A 22,021-nucleotide genomic window follows, 5' to 3' on the forward strand; every position below is an offset into this window, starting at 1 on the left:
GCAATATCAATGGGGGTGAAGGATAACTTTAGGAGCCGCGACCTGCCCTGCCAGAATATCTGCAAAAGCTGCAGCACCTTCTGAAAGAGGGCGATGTTCGACCCAGTCGAGCGCTCCGAAAATACCGTCAAAAATACCCTGTGCCGTGTCACGGAAATCTTGTGCGGTATATGTATAGGTGCCGATGAATGTAATTTCCTGCAAGGTGATCCGGCGTGTATCGATCCCCTCTTCAGCATCGCCCAGCCCGATATGCACGATGACCCCGCCTGGCTTTGCCAGTTTGCTTGCTGCGCGGCGGGTATAGCTGATCCCGACACAATCCACGATCAGATCGAAACTGCCAGAGACATCAGCAGGATCACTCACCGCAAAATCGCCCGCATTAACCAGCACACCGTGTCGCTTGGTGTTCGGCTCTGCAACGGTGATGTCCCGCGCTCCCATCGCCTGTAACGCCAAGGCACTGCCAAGCCCGATCGCACCGCCGCCCTGTACCAGACAGCGGGCCTGTTCCAGCGTGCCGAACAGGGCATTGCGCCCCAAACGCACCCCGTGCCAGCACACGGCCAGCGGCTCGGCCAAAGCCGCGTGATCGTCGCAGACAGTGTCAGGCACGGGCACAAGGTTGCGGCTTGGCATTACCAGTTGCTGTGCAAAAGCGCCCTGTCGCGGCTCCATTGAAATGATCTGGCGGTCCACACAAAGGTTCTCCCGTCCCTCGTGACAGAAACTGCACTTCCCGCATGTGACCAGAGGATTGACCGCCACCCGCTGCCCCGCCATAGGCCCCTCGACTACCAGTCCCGCGGCCTCGTGCCCGAGGATGAGTGGCGCAGGGCGACGGTCGTCATGACCAAGATAAGCATGCATATCCGAACCGCAAATGCCTACCGCGTCAACCCGGATCAGGTTCTCTCCTGTGCCGGCCTTAAGGTCTGCCCTGTCCTGCATCTCCAGCGTTTCCGGGCCGGTATAGACAAGGGCGCGCATGGTCAGGCGGTTCCGGTCAGATCGAAAGTCTCTTCGGGATAGTATTTGTGTAACCGCACATCCGCGGCACGGGCATGGCCTTCCATACCTTCCAGCCGCGAAATCCGCGCTGTGGCTTCGGCCACATGTTTCGCGCCGTCCCGCGTAGCGCGCTGCCATGTGACGACCTTCATGTATTTGTGAACGCTCAGTCCGCCGGTATAGCGTGCCGATCCCGAAGTGGGCAGCACATGGTTTGTACCGGAAGCCTTATCCCCGTAGGACACGGTGGTTTCTTCACCCAGAAACAACGACCCGTAACATTGTAGCCGCTCCAGCCACCAGTCGAGGTCAGCCGCCTGTACGGTCAGATGCTCGGGCGCGTAGTCATCAGACGTCGCCGCCATTTCTTCGCGATCGGCGCAAACAATCACTTCGGCATAATCGCGCCACGCGGCAGTCGCATTCTCGCGGTTGAGCTCCGGCAGATCCGCAATCAGTTCCGGCACACGGGCCATTACGGTCTGTGCAAGAGTGTCATCATCGGTGACAAGCCAGACCGGAGAATTGTACCCGTGTTCGGCCTGACTGACCAGATCCACCGCCACAATTTCCGCATCTGCCGTGCCGTCTGCAAGGATCAGGCTATCGGTTGGACCTGCGATCATATCGATGCCGACACGCCCGAAAAGGATGCGTTTTGCTTCGGCGACAAACTGGTTGCCCGGCCCCACGATAATATCCGCTTTGGGCAGACCGAACAGACCGAAGGTCATCGCAGCCACACCCTGCACGCCGCCCATAGACAGGATTTGATCCGCGCCGCACAGATGCGCGGCATAAATGATCGCCGGCGCAATGCCGCCATCCCCCTGCGGTGGCGAGCAAGCGGTGATCGTCTGCACCCCGGCGACTTTGGCAGTGGTGACGGTCATCATCGCGCTGGCTATATGGGAATAGCGCCCCCCCGGCACGTAACACCCGGCTGCACGAACCGGGATCGTCTTTTGCCCCTCGATCAGACCCGGACGCACTTCCAGTTCAAAGTCGCTCATGGAGCCCTTTTGTGCCTCTGCAAACTTGCGGATGTTTTCGTGGGCAAAGGCAATATCGTCTTTCAGCTTTTGCGGCACTTTGGCGGCCGCCTGTTCAATCGCTTCAGCATCCAGCAACAACGGGCCGGTGTACCTGTCGAACTTTTCCGCATAGCTCCGCGCTGCTGCTTCGCCGCCCTGTTCGATATCGTCCAGAATTTTCTGCACTGTATCCTGCACAGAGGCGCTGTCCGTCTTGGCAGTTTTCTCGGCTTTTTTCAGATAGACACGCGCCATGATCCGGCTCCCTACAAGTTCTTCTGCGACAGGTCTGAACAGAATGCGCCTTCCGATCAAGAAATTTGCCCCAGTTTGGGAAAATCCGAAACTGGCTTTCCCCTCCGGCACGTTTCCCCGCTGCCTCCCTTGCAACAGGCTTGCCACGGGAGCTGTGGCCTTCTAAAATCCGGACACCAAACAACGGAGTTTTCATGTCCTGCTAAGGTGGGGAGCCAGTGGCCGCTCCCGCTCAATGACCGTAACGCGCGGGGCGCGATCCGATGCGGTCTGTTCCATCTTATTCTGTTTCCCTGCACCGCGTACCTGAACAGGTGCAGATCATGAAAGACATCCAATGACACGGGACCCTTCCCAAGACACACAATCCGAAATGACACTTGCACAGCTTGGCTGGCAGAACTTCTTTGCCCAGCAAACCGATGTGGACGAAATGGAACGGACACCGCCCGTGCGGGTGACAGAGGTGCACCGCAACGGCCTGCGGGTGCGCGGCGAAACCATTGACGCGCTGATCCCCCCCGGCCCCGAGGCCACGGTGGGCGACTGGTTGCTGTATGACAGCGAGTTGCCCAGCGCCAGCGCGGTGCTGGACCGTAAAAGCCTCGTGAAACGGCGGGCGGCAGGCCATGACCGGTCAGCCCAGTTGATCGCGGCAAATCTCGATACGGCCTTTATTGTCACCTCCTGCAATCAGGATTTCAACGTGGCACGGCTGGAACGCTATATTGCCCTGACACTTGAAGCGGGGGTGACACCGGTCATCGTACTGACCAAAGCGGATCTCTGCGACGATCCGGCATCTTTTGTGGAGACCGCCAATACGATTTCCGAACTTGTGGCGGTGGTGACGCTTGATGCCAGAGGCGCTGAACCAACGCAAAAACTTGCACCGTGGTGCAAGGCCGGAAAAACGGTTGCCTTTCTCGGCTCCTCGGGGGTCGGGAAATCCACCCTGACAAACGCCCTGTCAGACGCGCTTAACATTGAAACACAGGCGATCCGCGAAGATGACGCCAAGGGACGGCACACCACCACCAGACGCCAGTTGCATTTTGTGCCCAACGGCTGCGCCGTGCTCGACACGCCGGGCATGCGCGAATTGCAACTGACAGAGGCGGCTTCAGGGGTAGCGGATTTGTTTTCGGACATTCACGCGTTGACGCAGCAGTGCAAGTTCCGCGACTGCGCCCATGAAACGGAACCGGGATGTGCGGTGCGTGGTGCTCTTGAAAGCGGTGAAATAGAGGCCCCCCGTTTGGAACGCTGGCGCAAGCTGTACGACGAAGACCAGCTTAATACGGCTGCCCTTGAACGGCGCAGGGCGTCTGACAAGGCACTGGCCAAGGTGATCCGTCAGGCAAAAAAGCTGAAAAACTACCGCAAGTAACCGGAACAGGGTGGCGGCTCTTCGCCCTGTTCACGTCAGGAGCCGACACCATACTCTAACGCCCAGTGCCGCAGGAGTTTCTGCTGCATGATCAGGGAGCGCCTGCGCCAAGCCCGCCCGCCTTCGGGCCGTTCGCGGTCTGCACGGCTGATCTTGGCACGCCGCTGCATATCCGCGGTAAAGATGGCGAATGTGAGCTTCTGTCCGTTCGGGGTATCAATATAGCCTGCAAGCGCACTGGCAAAATTCAGCGTTCCGGTTTTTGCCAGCACTTTCACCCCTTCGATGGGGGCAGCACGACCTTTGGAGTTCACGAGCTTGATTTCCTTGAGCAACGGGCGCAGCGGCCCGTTCCAGCCGGATCGGGCGAGGATTTGTACCATCTGCCCCGCATTCACACGTGAATCATCGCCAAGACCGGAATGGTCCACAAATTTCACTCCGTTTACGCCATATGCCTTTTCCACCCAGTTTGTCATCTCCCGTGCGGAACCGGCCAGATTGCGCACCGCGCTGCCCCGTTTGCGCGTGGTGGCAAGCCCCGTCACCTCGGCGGTGAGGTTGGTAGAATATTTCAGCATCCCCTTCACCTGTGCCTGCAGGGGCGCGCTTACTTCCTGTGCAACAACTGTGCCATTATCCAGCCGGTTGCTCGAGGTGGCCTCAGGCAGGCGCACACCTTTCTGCGCCGCCAGACCGCGGAACACTTCGCCCACGTAGGCGTCGATCTCGCGCACCGGTAACCAGCGGCCACCACCATTACCCAGCGCACCCCGCATAACCGTCCATTCCTCGTTCTTGGTGGACTTCTTATAGGTGAAAAGCGGCCCCTGCCGATTCACGATCCCCATGCGAATGCCCCGCACTGCCGGACGATATTTGTTGGTCCGCGCATCCATCGAGGTGGCATAGCCGTTGCCCTGCCGTTTCCATTCAAAATAGACGCGGTTGAAATTCAGGTTCAGGCCCGAGATCGCCGGATTATAGCCGACGTGATCGGGCTGCTGCGGGTCGATGCTCTGCTGATAGGGCAAGGCACCACTGTACACACGAAAACGCCCCGACACGCCGGTAATTCCCGCCGCGCGCAGCTTGTTCGCCAGACTGGCCAGCCCGTCGGTATCAAGATGGGGGTCACCGCCGCCAGCGAGGATGACATCGCCCTGAACGATGCCCCCTGCAACAGGCCCCGTCGCAATCAGGCTGGTCGCAAAACGGTGGTTCGATCCCAGATGCTGCAAGGCGTAAAGTGCCGTGACCGATTTTGTCACGCTTGCGGGGGGCAGTTCCTTATCAGGTGTGTAGGATTCCAGCACCCGCCCCTGACTGTCCGCCACAAGGATGCTGACCTCGCCAGAGAGCCCTGCCCCCTTAACAATGTCAGCGGTCGTCACCCGCGGACTGGCGGCTTTGACCTTTTGTGCACCGCGCAGCGGGCGGTGATGCGGGCGCGGCGATGTCAGCGGAGCCGATGCCAGCGCAGGCATCGCAGCAGAGGCCAGCATGGCAGCGAGGAAGAAACGACGGGTCAACATATTCGAGGTCACATTAATCTGGGATTGTTCACCGTGAAGCTTAGGGCGTCAGGCCCGCCCCGACAAGGTGGCGGCTCAGCTTTCAGGCGGTGTTTTGCCAGAGTCTCCCACTGGCGCGACAGATGCGGGCCAGTCCCCGCGCGCACGGATTTGTGTGCTTGACTGGCGTACCATGGGTCCGGTCAGCAGAGACCAGCAGGGTGCCTCGCGAAACGGCAACGCTTCGGCGCGCTGGGCCTGAAGCCGGTAGTTGCGATAACGCCGCGCCGCCGGAGAACATCCTGCGGCCAGTTGCTCCCCCGGTCGCCCCAAAACGCCGATCGGCAGGGTTTCCATAATCCAGTCCCAATCCTTCCAGCGATGGAATTCTGCCAGATTGTCTGCCCCCATGAGCCAGACGAACCGTACCCCGCGATAGCGTGGCAGCAGTGCTTGTAGAGTGGCGGCGGTGTACCGCGTGCCCAGATGGGTCTCTATGTCTGTAACAATCATACGCGGATCATCCGCCAGCGCACGACAGGCCGCCAGCCGCCGTTCCATCGGCGCAGGACCGCGGGCCTTCAGCGGGTTGCCCGGGCTGACCATCCACCAAACACGATCCAGCCCGAAGGATTTCAACGCCCAGCGAGAGATATGCAAGTGGCCCTGATGGGGCGGATCAAACGATCCCCCCAGCAGCCCGATACGCTGGCCCTGTGTCGCCAGCGGGAAATGCGCCTGTTTTGTCACGCCTTACTGCCCTTCGTGCGGTCCCCTGCGTGGCATAATCCGCTTTGCACCATGCCAGTGGACAGGTTCTTCCCCTTTAGCCCGCGCCGTTCAGCCACGGTGCAACTGCCCCGCAAACGGTTATCGGGCAGTTCAACCAATTCGCATTCGAAATACCCAGCGCGGCGCAGAAACGTGTTCATCAACGCCTTGGCGTCGCGCCCTTCGGTTTCGCTTGGATCCGGACAGGTCAGATTTTCCAACAACAACTCCTGTCCCTTGAACAAAATCCGGTCCCCTGAAATGGCTTTGGTATCCACACGATCCCAGATGGCTGTATCGACACGGCGCTTCTCCTCCGCCTGCGCCGCCAGAGGCAACACGCACATCCCCGTCAAAAAACCTGCTGTTCGCGCGATATGATGCAATGCTTTATACATAGCCCGTGTGGTTAAGGGATAACGCGACGCTATTCCAGCGAAACAGCACGCAGGCAGCACAAAGCCCGCCCCCGCCCATTGCCCCTTTAGCCCTGCTTCGGTAAGAACACCCAAACTGCAGATACCAGTAACAAGGGCAACCAGATGGCTTCCTACCAATATGTTTACCACATGGACGGCGTGTCCAAGACCTATCCGGGCGGCAAGAAATGCTTTGAGAACATCCGCCTGTCCTTTCTTCCCGGCGTAAAAATCGGCGTCGTCGGCGTCAACGGCGCGGGTAAGTCCACACTGATGAAAATCATGGCCGGTCTGGACAAGGATTTCACCGGCGAAGCCTGGTCCGCCGAAGGTGCCAAAGTCGGCTATCTGCCACAGGAACCCAAACTGGACGAAAGCCTGAACGTCCGCGAGAACGTCATGCTGGCGGTGGCCGAGAAAAAGGCGATCCTTGACGAATACAACGAACTGGCGATGAACTATTCCGACGAAACCGCCGAGCGTATGGGCGCGTTGCAGGACATTATCGACGCACAGGACCTGTGGAATCTGGACGCCAGCATCGACATCGCGATGGAAGCCCTGCGCTGCCCGCCGGATGACGCGGATGTTGCGAATCTTTCGGGCGGTGAAAAACGCCGTGTGGCGCTGTGCAAACTGCTGATCGAAGCGCCCGACATGCTGCTGCTTGACGAACCGACCAACCACCTTGATGCGGAAACCATCGCGTGGCTGCAAAAGCACCTGATTGATTACAAGGGCACCATTCTGATCGTGACCCACGACCGGTATTTCCTTGATGATATTACGGGCTGGATTCTGGAGCTCGACCGTGGCCGTGGCATCCCCTATGAAGGCAACTATTCCAGCTGGCTGGAGCAAAAGGCCAAACGGCTTGCCCATGAAGCGAAAGATGATAAGACCCGCCAGAAAACGCTGGAGCGGGAACTGGAATGGATCCGTCAGGGGGCCAAGGCCCGTCAGGCGAAACAAAAGGCGCGGATCAACGCCTATAACGATCTGGCAAACCAGTCCGAGCGCGAGAAAATCACTCGTGCGCAAATCGTTATCCCGAACGGCCCCCGCTTGGGCGGCAAGGTGATCGAGGTTGAAAACCTTTCGAAAGCTTACGGCGACAAGCTGCTGGTGGAAGACCTGTCCTTCTCTCTGCCACCGGGCGGGATTGTTGGTGTGATCGGCCCCAACGGTGCGGGTAAATCCACCCTGTTCAAAATGCTGACAGGTCAGGAACAGCCCGACAGTGGCACCGTCACCTATGGTGACACGGTGAAACTGTCCTACGTGGACCAGTCCCGCGACAACCTTGATGACAAGAAAACCGTCTGGGAGGAAATCTCCGACAGTCAGGACATCATCAAACTGGGCGATGCGGAAATGAACGCACGGGCCTATTGCTCGGCCTTCAACTTCAAGGGTGGCGACCAGCAAAAGACGATGAACCTGCTCTCGGGCGGGGAACGGAACCGCGTGCATCTGGCCAAACTGCTGCGCGAAGGCGGCAACGTGCTGCTGCTTGACGAACCGACCAACGACCTTGACGTGGAAACCCTGCGCGCCCTTGAAGACGCGCTGGTCGATTTCGCAGGCTGCGCGGTGGTGATTTCCCACGACCGTTTCTTCCTCGACCGGATTTGTACGCATATTCTTGCGTTCGAAGGCGAAGCCCATGTGGAATGGTTTGAAGGCAACTTTGCGGATTACGAAGAAGACAAAATCCGCCGTCTTGGGCCAAATGCTCTGGAACCAACCCGCGTGAAATACAAGAAGTTCACACGGTAATAAAACGAAAATGGGTCGGGCTGAAGCCCGACCTACGCATTATCGCGGTGATACGACGAATGGGGCCAGTCCTTCGGGTGCGCCACAAATCCGTGCTTTACCGGATTGTTCCAGCAATATTGTAAATGGTTACGGTAATCCCGTTCATCACGAATGTGATGTTCCCAAAACCGCCGCTGCCAGATACCGACCTCCCGCTTTTCAAGCCGTAGACCGGGCTTCAGCCCGGCAAACCGCCCCCGCGACACAACCGGCAAATCCATTGGCGGCACATAGCCTGCCTTGCGAACCCCCATAACGAACCGCGCCTTGATCGCACCGATCCGTCGTGAATACTCCGCATCCCCCTCCGGCAGCGTCAGCACACAGTGGAAATGATCCGGCAGCACGACAAAAGCATTGATGACAAAGGGGCGCGCCGCCTGTGTACGCGCCACGGCACCCCGCAGAACATCCACATAGCGTAGCAGCAGATCATCGCCGCGACGGGCGAGCACTACGGTAATGAACACGGTCGCACCACAGATTTTCGGTCTTCGATAATTCACCATCCAGTGACAAAAACGCAAAATAGTTAACACCCCCTCAATCCCACTTATTTCAAACCTAAAATATTTTTGCTTGAACGAAATCGCGACTCACCCTAGCCTTTCTTTATCCAGCCCTTTGGTGCTGGCCCTCAGAGAGGACAATAGATGCGTATAGCTGTTTTGGGTGGTGGACCTGCCGGTCTCTATTTTGCAATCTCCTTGAAACTCCGCCAGCCGGACGCCGAGGTGGTTCTGATGGAGCGCAACAAGCCGGATGACACATTCGGCTGGGGCGTAGTTCTGTCGGATGAAACGCTCGACAATCTGCATCGCAACGATCCTCAATCCGCCGCCGAGATCCGCAAACATTTCGCCTACTGGGACGATATTGCCGTGCACCATCTGGGGCAAAAAATGCTGTCTACCGGTCACGGTTTTTGCGGCATCGGGCGGCAACGGCTGCTGTTGATCCTTCAGGAACGGGCCCGTGCGCTTGGCGTTGACATGCGCTTTGAAACAGAGGTGAAATCCGCCGCAGAATACCAGTCCGAATATGATGTGGTGGTGGCCGCTGACGGGTTGAATTCCAAAACGCGGATGGAGTTTGCCGACACGTTCAAGCCGGATATCGACCTGCGCAGCTGCCAGTTTGTCTGGCTTGGCACCCACCAGAAATTCGACGACGCTTTTACCTTTATTTTTGAAAACACCGATAAGGGCTGGGTCTGGGCCCATGCCTATCAATTCAACGACGACACCGCGACTTTTATCGTTGAATGTTCGCAAGAGACGTTCGACGCCTATGGTTTTGCCGATCTGAGCCAGGCCGAAAGCATCAAAATCTGTGAAGACATATTCAAGGATTATCTGGGTGGCCACGCCCTGATGACCAACGCCAACCACATTCGCGGGTCTGCGTGGATACGCTTTCCCCGTGTGCTCTGCGAAAACTGGAGCCATGAAAATGTCGTGCTGCTCGGCGATGCCTCGGCCACGGCGCATTTTTCCATCGGGTCCGGCACCAAACTGGCACTGGAAAGCGCGATAGAGCTGGCGGAATACATCACCGGAGAAGCCGATCTCAACGCGGCTTTTGACAAGTATCAGGACCAGCGCCGACTGGAAGTGCTGCGCCTGCAATCCGCCGCCCGAAACTCGGTCGAATGGTTTGAGGATGTGGAACGCTACCTGCATCTTGACCCTGTGCAGTTGAACTATTCCCTGCTGACCCGTTCCCAGCGGATCAGCCACGAAAACCTGCGAGAGCGGGATCCGGCGTGGCTTGCCTCCGCCGAGGCGTGGTTTCAGAAACAGGCAGGCGGCGCAGAAACCACCCCGCCCCGCGCCCCGATGTTTGCGCCCTTCCAACTGCGCGATATGCAGCTGAAAAACCGCATCGTCGTGTCTCCGATGGCGCAGTATAAGGCGGTGGAGGGCTGCCCGACAGACTGGCACCTGATCCATTACGGGGAACGGGCCAAGGGCGGCGCCGGACTGGTTTATACGGAAATGACCTGTGTCTCGGCTGAGGGTCGGATTACGCCGGGCTGTCCGGGGCTTTACGCGCCGGAGCATCAGGCGGCATGGCAGCGGTTGAATGACTTCATCCATGGCGAAACCGATGCGAAGACCTGCTGCCAGATCGGCCATTCGGGGCGCAAGGGTTCGACCCGTGTAGGCTGGGAAGGCATGGATCAGCCGCTTGAAACCGGCAACTGGCCGATCCTGTCAGCATCCGCCATTGCATGGTCCGACGGCAATGCGACCCCCGTGGCCATGACCCGTGCGGATATGGATATGGTGCGGGACCAGTTTGTTGCAGCGGCAGAAATGGCGCAGGCTGCGGGGTTTGACATGATCGAACTTCACGCCGCCCACGGGTATCTGATCTCGTCCTTTATCTCGCCCCTGTCGAACATCCGTTCGGATGAATATGGCGGGTCTCTGGAAAACCGGATGCGCTACCCGCTGGAGGTTTTCACCGCGATGCGGGCGGTCTGGCCTGCGCAAAAGCCCATGTCGGTGCGGATTTCGGCAAACGACTGGGCGGGGGATGACGGCGTCACCCCTGAAGAGGCGGTGCTGATCGCGCAGATGTTCGAAAATGCGGGTGCCGATATCATCGACGTCTCTGCGGGCCAAACCTCGACAGAGGCACAGCCGGTCTATGGCCGTATGTTCCAAACCCCGTTTTCCGATCGCATCCGCAACGAAGCCGGTATCAAAACCATGGCTGTCGGCAATATCTACGAGCCGGATCACGTCAATTCCATCCTGATGGCGGGGCGGGCCGATCTGGTCTGTCTGGCGCGGCCCCATCTGGCCGATCCCTACTGGACGCTTCATGCCGCCACACAGATTGGCGACAGGCAGGAAAACTGGCCCAATCCCTATGACGCAGGGCGGGACCAGCACTGGCGTCTGGCGGACCGTCAGGCAGAAATGGTGGGGAAGGTATGACGCCGCAACATGTGGTCATATCCGGCGGTGGCACCGGCGTCGGCGCAGAAATCGCGCAGGCTTTTGCCCGCGAAGGTGCAAAAGTCACGATTCTGGGACGCAGCGAAGCCCCCCTGAAGGCACAATCCCTGCCCTATCAGATTTGCGATGTGACAGACCCTGCTTCGGTGGAACAGGCCATTGACGCTGCCCGCGCAGAAAACGGCCCCGTGACGGTTGCCATCGCAAATGCGGGCGCAGCCCTTAGCAAGCCTTTCGCAAAAATGACCGGCGCCGATTTACACGCCATGACCGATGTCAATCTGGCTGGTGTGTTCCATCTGTGGCAGGCGGTTCTGCCGGATATGAAAGCCGCAGGCGAAGGGCGGATGATCGCCATTGCCTCCACTGCGGGGCTGAAAGGGTACCCTTATGTGGCAGGTTACTGCGCGGCGAAACATGCCGTGGTCGGGCTGACCCGTGCACTTTCGCTGGAGCTGGCGGAGACAGGGATTACTGTCAATGCGATCTGCCCCGGTTTTGTGGAAACGCCGCTTCTGGACCGTTCCATTGACAACATCATGGAAAAAACCGGAATGCCCCGCGAGCAGGCCGTGAAATCCTTGCAGAAAAGCAATCCGCAGCGCCGCTTTATCCAGACGGATGAGGTGGCGAGCACGGCGCTCTGGCTGTGCTCGGAAGGGGCGCGATCGGTAAACGGCCATGCGCTCAGCCTGTCAGGGGGCGAGATATGAGCGAGCACGCTGCTACTTTGCCGGAAGACTCCGCCTCCAAAGCGCGGTTACGGCTCTGGCTCCGCTTCCTGAAGGCGAGCCGTTCGATAGAGGCCCAGATCAGGGATAACCTGCGGCGGGAGTTCGCCTCTACCCTGCCCCGCTTTGATGTGATGGCCGCCCTGTCGCGCTATTCCGACGGGCTGAAGATGAGCCAGCTTTCCGAGGTTTTGCGGGTCTCTAACGGCAATGTCACCGGCATTGTAGACCGGCTGGTGGAAGACGGGTTTCTGGTGCGGGTTGCCGTACCAAACGACCGCCGCGCCTGGCAGGTCCGCCTGACCGAACGGGGCGAAAAGGAATTTGCAGCGCAAGCCGCGGCTCATGAAAGCTGGATCAACGAGATGCTTGGCGAATTTGGCGAAAAAGACGCCGCCAATATCGCGATCCGGCTGGAACAACTTGAAACAAGCCTTCGGGAGAGGAAACAATGACCATGCGCACCGATGTGAAACATTTTCTGTGCAAGATCGAGGACGGCATCGCCACAGTCGCGCTGGACCGGCCCGAACGCAAGAACCCGCTGACCTTTGACAGCTATGCCGAACTGCGGGACTGGTTCCGTGATCTGGTTTATGCGGATGACGTGAACGCGGTTGTATTTGCCTCTAACGGCGGCAACTTTTCTTCGGGTGGCGATGTGCATGACATCATTGGCCCGCTGACGAAGATGAGCATGAAGGAACTGCTGGCCTTTACCCGCATGACCGGCGATCTGGTCAAGGCGATTGTCAATTGCGGCAAGCCCGTCATTGCTGCGATTGACGGGGTTTGCGTAGGGGCTGGCGCAATCATCGCGATGGCCTCTGACCTGCGGATCGCCACACCGGAAGCCAAATGCGCCTTTCTGTTCACCCGTGTCGGGCTGGCGGGCTGCGATATGGGCGCCTGCGCGATCCTGCCCCGCATCATCGGTCAGGGCCGCGCGGCGGAACTGCTTTACACAGGCCGCTCGATGAATGCCGAAGAAGGCGCGAATTGGGGGTTCTACAATTCCGTAGTTGCTGCGGACGAGTTGGACACAGCCGCGCAGAACTTGGCTGCCCGCATCGCGGCGGGGCCGAATTTTGGGAATATGATGACCAAGACCATGTTGGCGCAGGAATGGTCCATGTCCATCGAACAAGCGATTGAGGCCGAAGCACAGGCACAAGCCATTTGCATGCAGACCGCCGACTTCGAGCGGGCCTTCAACGCCTTTGTCGCCAAGGAAAAACCCGTGTTCGAGGGCAACTGATGGCAGACCGCACCTTCCTGAACTGGCCGTTCTTTGAAGACAGCCACCGCAAACTGGCGGATGATCTGGACATTTGGGCGGCAGAACATCTGGCCGCAATCGACCATTCGGACACGGACAACGCCTGCCGGTCCATTGTCGCCGCCCTTGGCAAGGCGGGCTGGCTGACCCATTCGGCGGTTGATCCGCAAACAGGCGCGCCACTGGACGTGCGCACATTGTGCCTGATCCGCGAAACACTGGCCCGCCACGACGGGCTGGCGGATTTTGCCTTTGCGATGCAGGGTCTTGGAACGGGGGCAATTTCCCTGTTCGGATCGGACGCGCAGAAATCCGAATGGCTGAGCAAAACCCGCAAGGGCGAGGCGATTTCTGCCTTTGCGCTGACCGAACCGCAATCCGGTTCCGATGTGGCCAGTTCCAGCATGACAGCGACATTGGACGGCGACGATTATATCCTCAATGGCGAAAAGACTTGGATCTCAAACGGCGGGATCGCGGATGTATACACCGTCTTTGCCCGCACTGGCGATGCGCCCGGGGCCAAGGGACTGTCCGCTTTCATCGTGCCCGCTGAAACCGCCGGTTTCGAGGTGGCAGAACGGCTGGAAACCATCGCGCCCCATCCGCTGGCTACATTGCGGTTTACCGATTGCCGGATTCCCAAATCCGCAATGATCGGCAGCAGCGGCGAGGGCTTCAAAATTGCCATGTCGGTGCTGGATGTGTTCCGCTCTACCGTGGCGGCGGCGGCGCTCGGCTTTGCCCGCCGTGCGCTGGATGAATCCCTTGCCCGCGTCACCAGCCGCCATGTTCAGGGTGCCCCCCTATTTGATCTGCAACTGGTGCAGGGGCATATTTCAGACATGGCCGTTAATGTGGATGCAAGCGCCCTGCTGATCTATCGCGCGGCATGGACCAAGGACAGCGGCGCACCGCGCATCACCCGCGAGGCCGCAATGGCCAAACTGTTCGCTACAGATCAGGCGCAGAAAGTCATCGATGCTGCGGTACAGCTTCACGGGGGGGACGGGGTGCGCTCCGGTGAAATGGTCGAAAGACTCTACCGCGAAATACGGGCGCTCCGGATCTACGAAGGCGCCTCCGATGTTCAAAAAGTCATCATTGCCCGCCAGACACTGGGCGCATAGGAGAGACAGGAAACATGCTAGGGCCAAGCGCACATACCGATCGTTTCACACGGGACAATCTACCCCCGAAAAACACTTGGCCCGACTTCCTGCTGGACGGGTTTGATTATCCCGAATACCTCAACGCTGCGGTCGAACTGACGGATGCCATGGTTGCGAAAGGCTTTGGAGACCACACGGCCCTGATCGGCAACGGGCGGCGGCGCACGTATAAGGAACTGACCGACTGGACCAACCGCCTTGCCCATGTGCTGGTGGAAGATTTTGGCGTTGAACCGGGCAACCGCGTGCTGATCCGCTCTGCCAATAACCCCGCGATGGTAGCCTGCTGGCTGGCCGCGACCAAGGCGGGGGCCGTGGTGGTCAATACCATGCCGATGCTGCGCAGCGGGGAACTGGCCAAGATTGTGGACAAGGCAGAGATCACCCATGCGCTCTGTGACACGCGACTGATGGATGAAATGGTGGCCTGCGCCAAGGATAACGCCACGCTGACCCATGTTATCGGCTTTGACGGCACATCAAACCACGATGCCGAACTGGACCGGCTGGCGCTGGAAAAATCGGTGCAGTTTGAAGCAGTAAAGACGGGGCGGGACGATGTGGCGCTGCTTGGGTTTACATCGGGCACCACAGGCGCCCCCAAGGCGACGATGCATTTTCACCGCGACCTGCTGATCATCGCGGACGGTTATGCAAAGGAAGTCCTGAACGTCACGCCCGAGGATGTGTTTATCGGTTCCCCGCCACTGGCCTTTACCTTCGGGCTGGGCGGGCTGGCGATCTTTCCTTTGCGTTTCGGGGCGGCGGCAACCCTGCTGGAAACAGCCTCACCGCCCAATATGATCGAGATCATCGAGAAATACCGCGCCACCGTTTGTTTCACCGCGCCAACGGCCTACCGCGCCATGCTGGCCGCGATGGACGAAGGGGCCGACCTGTCGAGCCTTCGTGCCGCTGTATCAGCAGGGGAAACCCTGCCCGCACCGGTATATCAGGCGTGGATGGAGAAAACCGGAAAGCCCATGCTAGACGGGATCGGCGCAACAGAGATGCTGCATATCTTTGTTACCAACCGCTTTGACGATCACGCCCCCGCCTGCACCGGCAAACCCGTCACCGGCTATGAGGCCAAGATCATCGACGACACCGGCGCCGAAGTGCCGCGTGGCACCGTGGGTCGACTGGCGGTGCGCGGCCCGACGGGCTGCCGCTATCTCGCGGACGAGCGGCAGGCGAAATACGTGCAGGACGGCTGGAACATTACCGGCGATGCCTTTTCCATGGATGAAAACGGCGCATTACACTTCGCCGCACGTAACGACGACATGATTGTCTCCTCCGGCTATAATATCGCCGGCCCCGAAGTAGAAGCCGCGCTTCTTGCCCATGAACTGGTCGCGGAATGTGCTGTGATCGGAGCACCGGACGAAGAACGCGGTTCCATCGTAGAGGCCCATGTTGTCCTGCAGTCCGGCACGCCGGACGACGTCACCGCCAAACTGTTGCAGGATTTCGTCAAAGCGCAGATCGCGCCGTACAAATATCCCAGACGGATCATTTTCACAGAAGGTTTGCCAAAAACCCAGACAGGGAAAATTCAACGTTTCCTTTTGAAGCAGGATGTGGATTCATAACCCATCAACAACCAACAGAAACGATAACAACAAGGGAGAACTATAATGAAAATCAAAACACTGGCACTCGCAACCGCGCTGGCCGCACTCGGCACCGCCGGCTTGGCCGAACCCCTGAAGGTGGGCATGATCACCACACTGTCCGGCGGCGGCGCAGGGCTTGGCATTGATGTGCGCGACGGCTTTATGCTGGCTGTAAAACAGTCCGGCAATACCGACATCGAAGTGGTGATCGAGGACGACCAGCGCAAACCGGACATCGCGGTTCAACTGGCTGACAAGATGATCCAGTCGGAAAAAGTAGATGTTATGACCGGCATCATCTGGTCCAACCTCGCGATGGCTGTGATCCCGAGCGCCACAGCGCAGGGTAAAATCTACCTCTCACCGAACGCGGGACCATCCGCGCTGGCCGGTAAGGGTTGCCACCAAAACTATTTCAACGTGGCATGGCAAAACGACAACCTGCACGAAGCCGCAGGCGCACACGCGACATCTGAAGGGTACAAAAACACGTTTATCCTTGCCCCGAACTACCCCGCAGGTGTTGACGCGCTGACCGGCTTCAAAAGCCAGTACAAAGGCGAACTGTCCGGCGAGCTGTTGACCAAACTCGGCCAGACGGATTACGCCTCTGAAATCGCACAGATCCGCGCCTCCGGTGCAGATAGCGTGTTCTTCTTCCTGCCGGGCGGCATGGGGATTTCCTTCCTCAAGCAATATGCCGACAGTGGTATCGACCTGCCTGTCGTCGGTCCTGCCTTCAGCTTTGATCAGGGTATCCTGCAAGCCGTGGGCGATGCGGCTCTTGGTGTGCGGAACACCTCCCAGTGGAGCAAGGACATCGACAACGCCACAAACAAGGCCTTCGTCGAAAGCTTTCAAGCCGAATACGGTCGCTTGCCGTCACTCTACGCCAGTCAGGGGTTTGACACAGCCAACCTGCTGCTGAGCGCGATGGGCAAAGCGAGCATTTCGGATGCAGATGCCTTCCGCGCTGCGCTGAAAGAAGCGGATTTCTCCAGCACTCGCGGGGATTTCAAATTCGGCAACAACAACCACCCGATTCAGGACATCTATGTGCGCGAAGTCATCAAGGAAGGCGATGTATACACCAACAAAATCGTTGGTGTCGCCCTTGAAGATCACGGCGATGTCTACGCCGCTGAATGTAAGATGTAAGCAAATCCGGCGGGCGCGGCCAATGCTGCGCCCGCCCTTTCGCGCAAGGCGTTTTCCATGTCCCTTCTTCTCTTGGCTGAACAGGTTCTGAACGGATTGCAGTTCGGAATCATGCTGTTCCTTATGGCTGCCGGCCTGACGCTCGTGTTCGGGGTAATGGGGTTGATCAACCTCGCCCACGGCTCTTTGTTCATGATCGGTGCTTTTGCTGCCGCCGCCGTCGCCGGTGCCACCGGATCTTTCCTGCTGGCCCTGATCGCCGCGCTGGCCGCTGCTGCTGCGGCCGGTGCGCTTGTGGAAATCCTTGTGATCCGCAGGCTCTACGCCCGCGAGCATCTGGATCAGGTTCTCGCCACTTTTGCGCTGATCCTGATCTTTTCGGAAAGCACGCGCTGGCTGTTCGGATCGTTCCCGCTGTTCCTGAACATACCCGAGGCGCTCTCCGGTCCTGTCACCCTGCCCGGTGGTATCCAGTATTCGCTGTACCGTCTGACCCTGATCGCCATCGGGCTGGTCGTGGCCTTCGGCCTGTTCCTGCTGATTTCGCGCACGCGACTTGGCATCCAGATCCGCGCCGGTGAAAGCGACCGCGAGATGATTGCGGCCCTCGGTGTCGATATTTCCAAACTCTACACTATCGTCTTTGCCCTTGGCGCCGCCCTTGCCGGACTAGCCGGAGCACTGGTCGGCGCGATCCAGTCGGTGCAGGTGGGCATGGGCGAGCCGGTTCTGATCCTTGCCTTCGTCGTCATCGTGATCGGCGGCATCGGTTCGATCAAGGGCGCACTGGTCGGGGCGATCCTTGTGGGGCTGACCGATACGCTGGGCGGGCTGCTGCTGCCCCTGTTCTTCAGCCTGTTCATGGACAATGCCTCTGCCACATCCACCGGATCGGCGCTGGCCTCCATGTCCATTTACATCCTGATGGCCATCGTTCTGGTGGTAAAACCGTCCGGACTCTACGGAGCCAGAGCATGACCCGCGAAACACTGATAAATTCTGCGCTGGCGCTGGCGCTGCTGCTGGTGCCGCTCTTGGCTTATGCCATGGACGAACCTTTCATCATCACGCTGGCCACCAAAGTTGCGATCCTTGCGCTGGCCGGTGTGGGGCTGAACATCGCCCTTGGCCTTGGCGGGCTGGTCAGCCTTGGTCATGCCGCCTTCTTCGGGATCGGCGGCTATGCGATGGGCATCCTTGCCAGCCACGCCCAGAGCTATACCGCAATCACAGACTGGCCAGTCCTGATCGAAGGCACGAAATCCATGCCGGTGATATGGCTGGTGGCTGTTGTTGCATCCGGTATCACGGCACTGCTGATCGGTGCGCTGAGCCTGCGTACCTCCGGCGTTTATTTCATTATGATCACCCTCGCTTTCGGGCAGATGCTCTATTACTTCGCCATAAGCTGGGCCGCCTACGGGGGCGAAGACGGCTTGTCTATATACGTGCGAAACAGTTTTCCGGGATTGAACACGCTCGACCCGATCCAGTTCTTCGCCATTACTTTTGTGCTGCTACTGGCCGCCCTGCTGTTCTCGGCACGACTGGCCCGCTCGCCTTTCGGCCTTGCCCTGAATGCCGCGCGGCAATCTCCGCAAAGGGTGGAAACCATCGGCCTGTCCCCCTACCGCCTGCGCCTTCTGGCCTTTGTGATTTCGGGCATGATTACCGGACTGGCCGGCGCGCTGTTTGCCGATTTAAACCGCTTCGTCAGCCCCACCATGTTCAGCTGGCAAACCAGCGGCGAGATCATGGTGTTCATCATCCTTGGCGGCACGGCGCGTTTGTTCGGCCCTGTCGCGGGTGCAGCGCTGTTTATCATCCTTGAACACATCCTCGGCGGACTGAGCGAGTTCTGGCACATCTACCTCGGCTTGTTACTGCTGCTGGTGGTGCTCTTTGCCAAGGGCGGTGTCATCGGCACTCTTGCCGGACGGGAGAAAGCCCATGACTGACCTGCAAACCCCGATCCTTGAAACCCGTAATATCTGTAAATCCTTTGATGCCCTCAAGGCCAGTCAGGACATTTCGCTTGATCTGCGTGCAGGGGAAATCCACGCGTTAATCGGGCCGAACGGGGCAGGCAAATCCACCCTGATCGCCCAGATCGCAGGCGGGTTGAAACCTGACAGCGGATCAGTCCATCTTAACGGGCGGGATGTTACCACCCTGCCAACAGCCAAACGGGCACGGCTGGGACTTGGACGAACCTTTCAGGTCTCGGCCCTTGCGATGGAAGACACGGTTCTGCAAAACGCTGTGCTGGGTGCGCTTGGTGCACAAGGCCGCCCTTTCCACCTGTTCCAATCCGCCTTGGGCAATGCCAGCTTGCGACAAGTGGCAGAACAGGCGCTGGAACGGGTCGGCCTGCAAGACCACGCCCGTACCCGCACAGCAGAACTGTCCCACGGGCAACGCCGCCAGTTGGAGGTCGCCGTAGCGCTGACCCTTCAACCAAAGGCTTTCGTGATGGACGAACCGATGGCGGGGCTTGGCGCGAGCGGTTCCAAAGCCCTGACGGGCTTTCTTGACAGCCTGCGTGAACAGGCTCCGATCCTGATGGTAGAACACGATATGGACGCAGTATTTGCGCTGGCCGACCGGATCAGCGTACTGGTCTACGGCCAGATTATCGCCACCGGAAGTGTCGCTGAAATCCGGGCCCATCCCGAAGTCCGCCGCGCCTATCTGGGGGAAGACGCATGAGCCTGCTTTCAATCCAAAACGTTGCAGCCTCCTACGGCGCCACCCAAGCCCTGTTCGATGTCTCGCTCGAGATTGCCGAGGGCGAAGTTCTCGCCCTGATGGGGCGCAACGGCATGGGCAAATCCACCACCGTTAAAACCATCTGCCGCCTGTTGCCTGCAAGCGCGGGGCAGATCAGCTTTGACAGTACAGACCTGACCCGCCTGCCCGCTTTCAAGGCTGCACGGCTCGGGCTAGGTCTTGTACCCGAAGGGCGCCGCTGCTTTCCAAACCTCAGCGTTGAGGAAAACCTGACGGCCGCAGCCCGTACCGGCCACTGGGATTTATCGCGTGTGGCCACCCTGTTTCCCCGCCTTGAAGAACGCCGGGACCAGTCCGCGGCATCGCTGTCGGGCGGTGAACAACAGATGCTCGCAATCGGACGCGCCCTGATGACCAACCCGCGCCTGCTAATTCTGGACGAAGCCACCGAAGGGCTCGCCCCGCTGGTCAGGCAGGAAATCTGGAACGCGATCGCCACGCTGAAACAGGACACAGGCCTGTCCATTCTGGTGGTAGACAAATCGCTGAAAGAACTGTCTCAGGTGGCAGACCGCGCCACGATCCTCGAACGGGGCAGAACCGTCTGGACAGGAGCCATGGCAGAGCTTGACGAAGACGTAACACAGCAATTCCTGGGCGTCTGAACACGCCCCCTCTGAAGGGAGAGAGACAATGACACAGACAAATATCCAGCCTGACGGTTGGGCCCCGGCCAAAGGCTATGCCAACGGCATTCTCGGGGATGACGGTACACTTTATATCGGCGGCCAGATTGGCTGGACTGCCGAACAGAAGTTTGAAACCCATGATTTCATCGGGCAGATGGAGCAGGCGCTGCGCAACATTGTCGATGTGGTTGAAGCCGCAGGTGGAAAGGCCACAGACATCACCCGCCTGACATGGTTCATTCTGGACAAGACCGAATATCTGGCCCGCCAGTCCGAAGTTGGCGCGGTGTACCGCAAGGTGCTGGGCCGTCATTTTCCCGCCATGTCCATGCTGGTCGTAGCTGGCCTGATCGAAGACGAAGCGCTGCTGGAAATCGAGGCCACCGCCTATCTTGGCCCCCGTTAACCGGAACTGCCGTTACATCCGGTGGCAGCTTCTGTCACCGGAAAATTTGATATCCGGTCAATACGCCCCAGTGGAATTCCTGCAAAACCGGCTTAAATTGATCCGTATCAAAGAAACCTTTGCGCGTTCATGCCAACATGAACACGTCGCAAAAACGGGAGAAAACCATGTTCACCACAATCGTCGCTGCTGTAGATGGATCCGAGCCATCCAAACACGCAATCAAAGCGGCTTGTGACATTGCCGGCCACTACGGCGCAGAACTGCATCTGGTCCACACCCCGCAAGTGGACACGACAGCCGTTGCTGTCGGGGCGGGAACCTATGTGCTTGAAGCTTCATTCGAGCAAATCGCAGAAGCGGGCCGCGCCGTTATGGCAGAGGCGAAAACCGCATGTGAAAGCTACGGGATAGAGCCGAAAAGCACCTATATCGGCAGCGGCATTCCTGCTGACGAAGTCCTGTCTGTCGCCACCGCCAAAGACGCCGATCTCATCGTCTGTGGTCGCCGCGGCCTTGGAAATCTCGCCGCCATCTTCCTTGGCAGCACCTCTTCCAAGATTACCCATGACGCCACTTGCGCGGTTCTGACGGTCAAATAACTGTCAAATCACCGTAACAATGCTGTAAACCTGCTGACAGCACGCGGGTTTGCGGCATTGTTGATCTATGAAAAACCTGATCCTCTGTCTTGTCGTTGCAGCCCTTCTGCCTTTGGGCTTTGCCCTTCTTGGCGGCGCACGCGCGCTTGGTGCACATATCTGGTGGGACGTGCAAACCATCCTGATCGGCATACCTATCGGGCTGGCCCTTGGCTACGTGGCAAGCTGGCTCCCCTTCCGGCGCAGTAAGGGCACCCTTGTCTTCCTGATCCTGCTCGCCATCGGCTTTGGCTTGGCCAAATACGGCCAGATCACCTTTGCCAGTTCCTATGGCGAAGACGCATTTGCAGGGGCAGCATGGTACTTCGGCTGGATCGCCACAGGGGCTTTCACGACAGCCACGCTCTTTACGGCACTGCGCCGCTAGCGCTTTTCAATGTTCTTAAAA

22 protein-coding genes are annotated in these 22,021 nt (G+C 58.9%); 16 read left to right on the forward strand and 6 right to left on the reverse strand.

Annotated features, from left to right (window positions below):
* Positions 1-6: 6 nt before the first annotated feature.
* Positions 7-993 (reverse strand): alcohol dehydrogenase catalytic domain-containing protein, encoded by a 987-nt coding sequence (locus tag C0U40_RS10175; RefSeq protein ID WP_101655665.1) that lies wholly within the window; start codon positions 991-993, stop codon positions 7-9.
* Positions 994-995: 2 nt separating this feature from the next.
* On the reverse strand, positions 996-2,303 hold the full coding sequence (gene hisD, locus C0U40_RS10180) for a histidinol dehydrogenase (RefSeq protein ID WP_101655778.1): 1,308 nt from the start codon (positions 2,301-2,303) through the stop codon (positions 996-998).
* Between the two features lie 337 nt (positions 2,304-2,640).
* Here hisD and rsgA point away from each other — a divergent pair, with 337 nt between their 5' ends.
* Positions 2,641-3,693, forward strand: coding sequence for a ribosome small subunit-dependent GTPase A (gene rsgA, locus C0U40_RS10185; RefSeq protein WP_286134893.1), 1,053 nt, complete (start codon positions 2,641-2,643; stop codon positions 3,691-3,693).
* A gap of 35 nt (positions 3,694-3,728) precedes the next feature.
* Here rsgA and dacB read toward each other — a convergent pair whose 3' ends face one another.
* The 3 genes from dacB to C0U40_RS10200 form a co-directional block, all read right to left on the reverse strand.
* A complete protein-coding gene (gene dacB, locus C0U40_RS10190) occupies positions 3,729-5,228 on the reverse strand; it encodes a D-alanyl-D-alanine carboxypeptidase/D-alanyl-D-alanine endopeptidase (RefSeq protein WP_101655666.1) in 1,500 nt (499 codons plus the stop codon).
* Positions 5,229-5,303: 75 nt separating this feature from the next.
* Positions 5,304-5,957 carry a nicotinate-nucleotide adenylyltransferase gene (locus tag C0U40_RS10195; RefSeq protein WP_101655667.1) on the reverse strand — a complete coding sequence of 218 codons (654 nt, stop codon included), beginning with the start codon at positions 5,955-5,957 and terminating at the stop codon, positions 5,304-5,306.
* Positions 5,954-6,319 (reverse strand): hypothetical protein, encoded by a 366-nt coding sequence (locus tag C0U40_RS10200; protein ID WP_145991925.1) that lies wholly within the window; start codon positions 6,317-6,319, stop codon positions 5,954-5,956. Before C0U40_RS10200 ends, C0U40_RS10195 begins: the two co-directional genes overlap by 4 nt.
* A 201-nt stretch (positions 6,320-6,520) precedes the next feature.
* On the opposite strand from C0U40_RS10200, the gene ettA reads away from it, so the two are divergent.
* Positions 6,521-8,176 carry an energy-dependent translational throttle protein EttA gene (gene ettA / locus C0U40_RS10205; RefSeq protein WP_101655669.1) on the forward strand — a complete coding sequence of 552 codons (1,656 nt, stop codon included), beginning with the start codon at positions 6,521-6,523 and terminating at the stop codon, positions 8,174-8,176.
* Positions 8,177-8,208: 32 nt separating this feature from the next.
* Here the strand turns inward: ettA and C0U40_RS10210 are convergent, their stop codons facing one another.
* Positions 8,209-8,727: an REP-associated tyrosine transposase gene (locus tag C0U40_RS10210; protein WP_101655670.1), complete on the reverse strand. Its 519-nt coding sequence runs from the start codon at positions 8,725-8,727 to the stop codon at positions 8,209-8,211.
* A gap of 144 nt (positions 8,728-8,871) precedes the next feature.
* Between C0U40_RS10210 and C0U40_RS10215 the strand changes: the two genes are divergently transcribed.
* The 14 genes from C0U40_RS10215 to C0U40_RS10280 all read left to right on the forward strand — a co-directional run bounded on the left by C0U40_RS10215 (position 8,872) and on the right by C0U40_RS10280 (position 22,000).
* Positions 8,872-11,166: a bifunctional salicylyl-CoA 5-hydroxylase/oxidoreductase gene (locus C0U40_RS10215; protein WP_101655671.1), complete on the forward strand. Its 2,295-nt coding sequence runs from the start codon at positions 8,872-8,874 to the stop codon at positions 11,164-11,166.
* The gene (locus C0U40_RS10220) at positions 11,163-11,900 is read left to right on the forward strand and encodes an SDR family NAD(P)-dependent oxidoreductase (protein ID WP_101655672.1); all 738 of its coding nucleotides are present in this window, start codon (positions 11,163-11,165) and stop codon (positions 11,898-11,900) included. Before C0U40_RS10215 ends, C0U40_RS10220 begins: the two co-directional genes overlap by 4 nt.
* Positions 11,897-12,373 carry a MarR family winged helix-turn-helix transcriptional regulator gene (locus C0U40_RS10225; RefSeq protein WP_101655673.1) on the forward strand — a complete coding sequence of 159 codons (477 nt, stop codon included), beginning with the start codon at positions 11,897-11,899 and terminating at the stop codon, positions 12,371-12,373. The genes C0U40_RS10220 and C0U40_RS10225 overlap by 4 nt, the downstream gene beginning before the upstream one ends.
* Positions 12,374-12,375: 2 nt before the next feature.
* Positions 12,376-13,176, forward strand: a complete 801-nt coding sequence (locus C0U40_RS10230; protein ID WP_101655674.1) for an enoyl-CoA hydratase family protein — start codon at positions 12,376-12,378, stop codon at positions 13,174-13,176.
* Positions 13,176-14,327 carry an acyl-CoA dehydrogenase family protein gene (locus C0U40_RS10235; RefSeq protein ID WP_101655675.1) on the forward strand — a complete coding sequence of 384 codons (1,152 nt, stop codon included), beginning with the start codon at positions 13,176-13,178 and terminating at the stop codon, positions 14,325-14,327. Before C0U40_RS10230 ends, C0U40_RS10235 begins: the two co-directional genes overlap by 1 nt.
* Positions 14,328-14,341: 14 nt before the next feature.
* On the forward strand, positions 14,342-15,964 hold the full coding sequence (locus C0U40_RS10240) for an AMP-binding protein (RefSeq protein ID WP_101655676.1): 1,623 nt from the start codon (positions 14,342-14,344) through the stop codon (positions 15,962-15,964).
* A 45-nt stretch (positions 15,965-16,009) separates the two neighbouring features.
* A complete protein-coding gene (locus C0U40_RS10245) occupies positions 16,010-17,146 on the forward strand; it encodes an ABC transporter substrate-binding protein (protein ID WP_101655677.1) in 1,137 nt (378 codons plus the stop codon).
* A 57-nt stretch (positions 17,147-17,203) separates the two neighbouring features.
* Complete coding sequence (locus C0U40_RS10250; protein WP_101655678.1) at positions 17,204-18,124, forward strand: branched-chain amino acid ABC transporter permease; 921 nt, start codon at positions 17,204-17,206, stop codon at positions 18,122-18,124.
* Complete coding sequence (locus C0U40_RS10255) at positions 18,121-19,104, forward strand: branched-chain amino acid ABC transporter permease (RefSeq protein ID WP_101655679.1); 984 nt, start codon at positions 18,121-18,123, stop codon at positions 19,102-19,104. The genes C0U40_RS10250 and C0U40_RS10255 overlap by 4 nt, the downstream gene beginning before the upstream one ends.
* Entirely contained in the window at positions 19,097-19,855 is a 759-nt protein-coding gene (locus tag C0U40_RS10260) for an ABC transporter ATP-binding protein (RefSeq protein ID WP_101655680.1), read from the forward strand. The genes C0U40_RS10255 and C0U40_RS10260 overlap by 8 nt, the downstream gene beginning before the upstream one ends.
* On the forward strand, positions 19,852-20,541 hold the full coding sequence (locus tag C0U40_RS10265) for an ABC transporter ATP-binding protein (RefSeq protein ID WP_101655681.1): 690 nt from the start codon (positions 19,852-19,854) through the stop codon (positions 20,539-20,541). The genes C0U40_RS10260 and C0U40_RS10265 overlap by 4 nt, the downstream gene beginning before the upstream one ends.
* 28 nt (positions 20,542-20,569) lie before the next feature.
* Positions 20,570-20,971 carry a RidA family protein gene (locus tag C0U40_RS10270; protein WP_101655682.1) on the forward strand — a complete coding sequence of 134 codons (402 nt, stop codon included), beginning with the start codon at positions 20,570-20,572 and terminating at the stop codon, positions 20,969-20,971.
* 167 nt (positions 20,972-21,138) lie between these two features.
* Entirely contained in the window at positions 21,139-21,573 is a 435-nt protein-coding gene (locus C0U40_RS10275) for a universal stress protein (protein WP_180957669.1), read from the forward strand.
* Positions 21,574-21,640: 67 nt separating this feature from the next.
* On the forward strand, positions 21,641-22,000 hold the full coding sequence (locus tag C0U40_RS10280) for a hypothetical protein (protein WP_101655684.1): 360 nt from the start codon (positions 21,641-21,643) through the stop codon (positions 21,998-22,000).
* Positions 22,001-22,021 lie beyond the last annotated feature (21 nt).

The organism is Neptunicoccus cionae (genome assembly GCF_002860325.1).
Classification (GTDB): Bacteria; Pseudomonadota; Alphaproteobacteria; order Rhodobacterales; family Rhodobacteraceae; genus Amylibacter; species Amylibacter lutimaris.

Bases quoted from the DNA above. Each gene is read 5' to 3' on its own strand.
- C0U40_RS10175 (WP_101655665.1), bottom strand. From the start codon at position 993: ATGCGCGCCCTTGTCTATACCGGCCCGGAAACGCTGGAGATGCAGGAC.
- hisD (WP_101655778.1), bottom strand. From the start codon at position 2,303: ATGGCGCGTGTCTATCTGAAAAAAGCCGAGAAAACTGCCAAGACGGAC.
- rsgA (WP_286134893.1), top strand. From the start codon at position 2,641: ATGACACGGGACCCTTCCCAAGACACACAATCCGAAATGACACTTGCA.
- dacB (WP_101655666.1), bottom strand. From the start codon at position 5,228: ATGTTGACCCGTCGTTTCTTCCTCGCTGCCATGCTGGCCTCTGCTGCG.
- ettA (WP_101655669.1), top strand. From the start codon at position 6,521: ATGGCTTCCTACCAATATGTTTACCACATGGACGGCGTGTCCAAGACC.
- C0U40_RS10210 (WP_101655670.1), bottom strand. From the start codon at position 8,727: ATGGTGAATTATCGAAGACCGAAAATCTGTGGTGCGACCGTGTTCATT.
- C0U40_RS10215 (WP_101655671.1), top strand. From the start codon at position 8,872: ATGCGTATAGCTGTTTTGGGTGGTGGACCTGCCGGTCTCTATTTTGCA.
- C0U40_RS10220 (WP_101655672.1), top strand. From the start codon at position 11,163: ATGACGCCGCAACATGTGGTCATATCCGGCGGTGGCACCGGCGTCGGC.
- C0U40_RS10225 (WP_101655673.1), top strand. From the start codon at position 11,897: ATGAGCGAGCACGCTGCTACTTTGCCGGAAGACTCCGCCTCCAAAGCG.
- C0U40_RS10230 (WP_101655674.1), top strand. From the start codon at position 12,376: ATGCGCACCGATGTGAAACATTTTCTGTGCAAGATCGAGGACGGCATC.
- C0U40_RS10235 (WP_101655675.1), top strand. From the start codon at position 13,176: ATGGCAGACCGCACCTTCCTGAACTGGCCGTTCTTTGAAGACAGCCAC.
- C0U40_RS10240 (WP_101655676.1), top strand. From the start codon at position 14,342: ATGCTAGGGCCAAGCGCACATACCGATCGTTTCACACGGGACAATCTA.
- C0U40_RS10245 (WP_101655677.1), top strand. From the start codon at position 16,010: ATGAAAATCAAAACACTGGCACTCGCAACCGCGCTGGCCGCACTCGGC.
- C0U40_RS10250 (WP_101655678.1), top strand. From the start codon at position 17,204: ATGTCCCTTCTTCTCTTGGCTGAACAGGTTCTGAACGGATTGCAGTTC.
- C0U40_RS10255 (WP_101655679.1), top strand. From the start codon at position 18,121: ATGACCCGCGAAACACTGATAAATTCTGCGCTGGCGCTGGCGCTGCTG.
- C0U40_RS10260 (WP_101655680.1), top strand. From the start codon at position 19,097: ATGACTGACCTGCAAACCCCGATCCTTGAAACCCGTAATATCTGTAAA.
- C0U40_RS10265 (WP_101655681.1), top strand. From the start codon at position 19,852: ATGAGCCTGCTTTCAATCCAAAACGTTGCAGCCTCCTACGGCGCCACC.
- C0U40_RS10270 (WP_101655682.1), top strand. From the start codon at position 20,570: ATGACACAGACAAATATCCAGCCTGACGGTTGGGCCCCGGCCAAAGGC.
- C0U40_RS10275 (WP_180957669.1), top strand. From the start codon at position 21,139: ATGTTCACCACAATCGTCGCTGCTGTAGATGGATCCGAGCCATCCAAA.
- C0U40_RS10280 (WP_101655684.1), top strand. From the start codon at position 21,641: ATGAAAAACCTGATCCTCTGTCTTGTCGTTGCAGCCCTTCTGCCTTTG.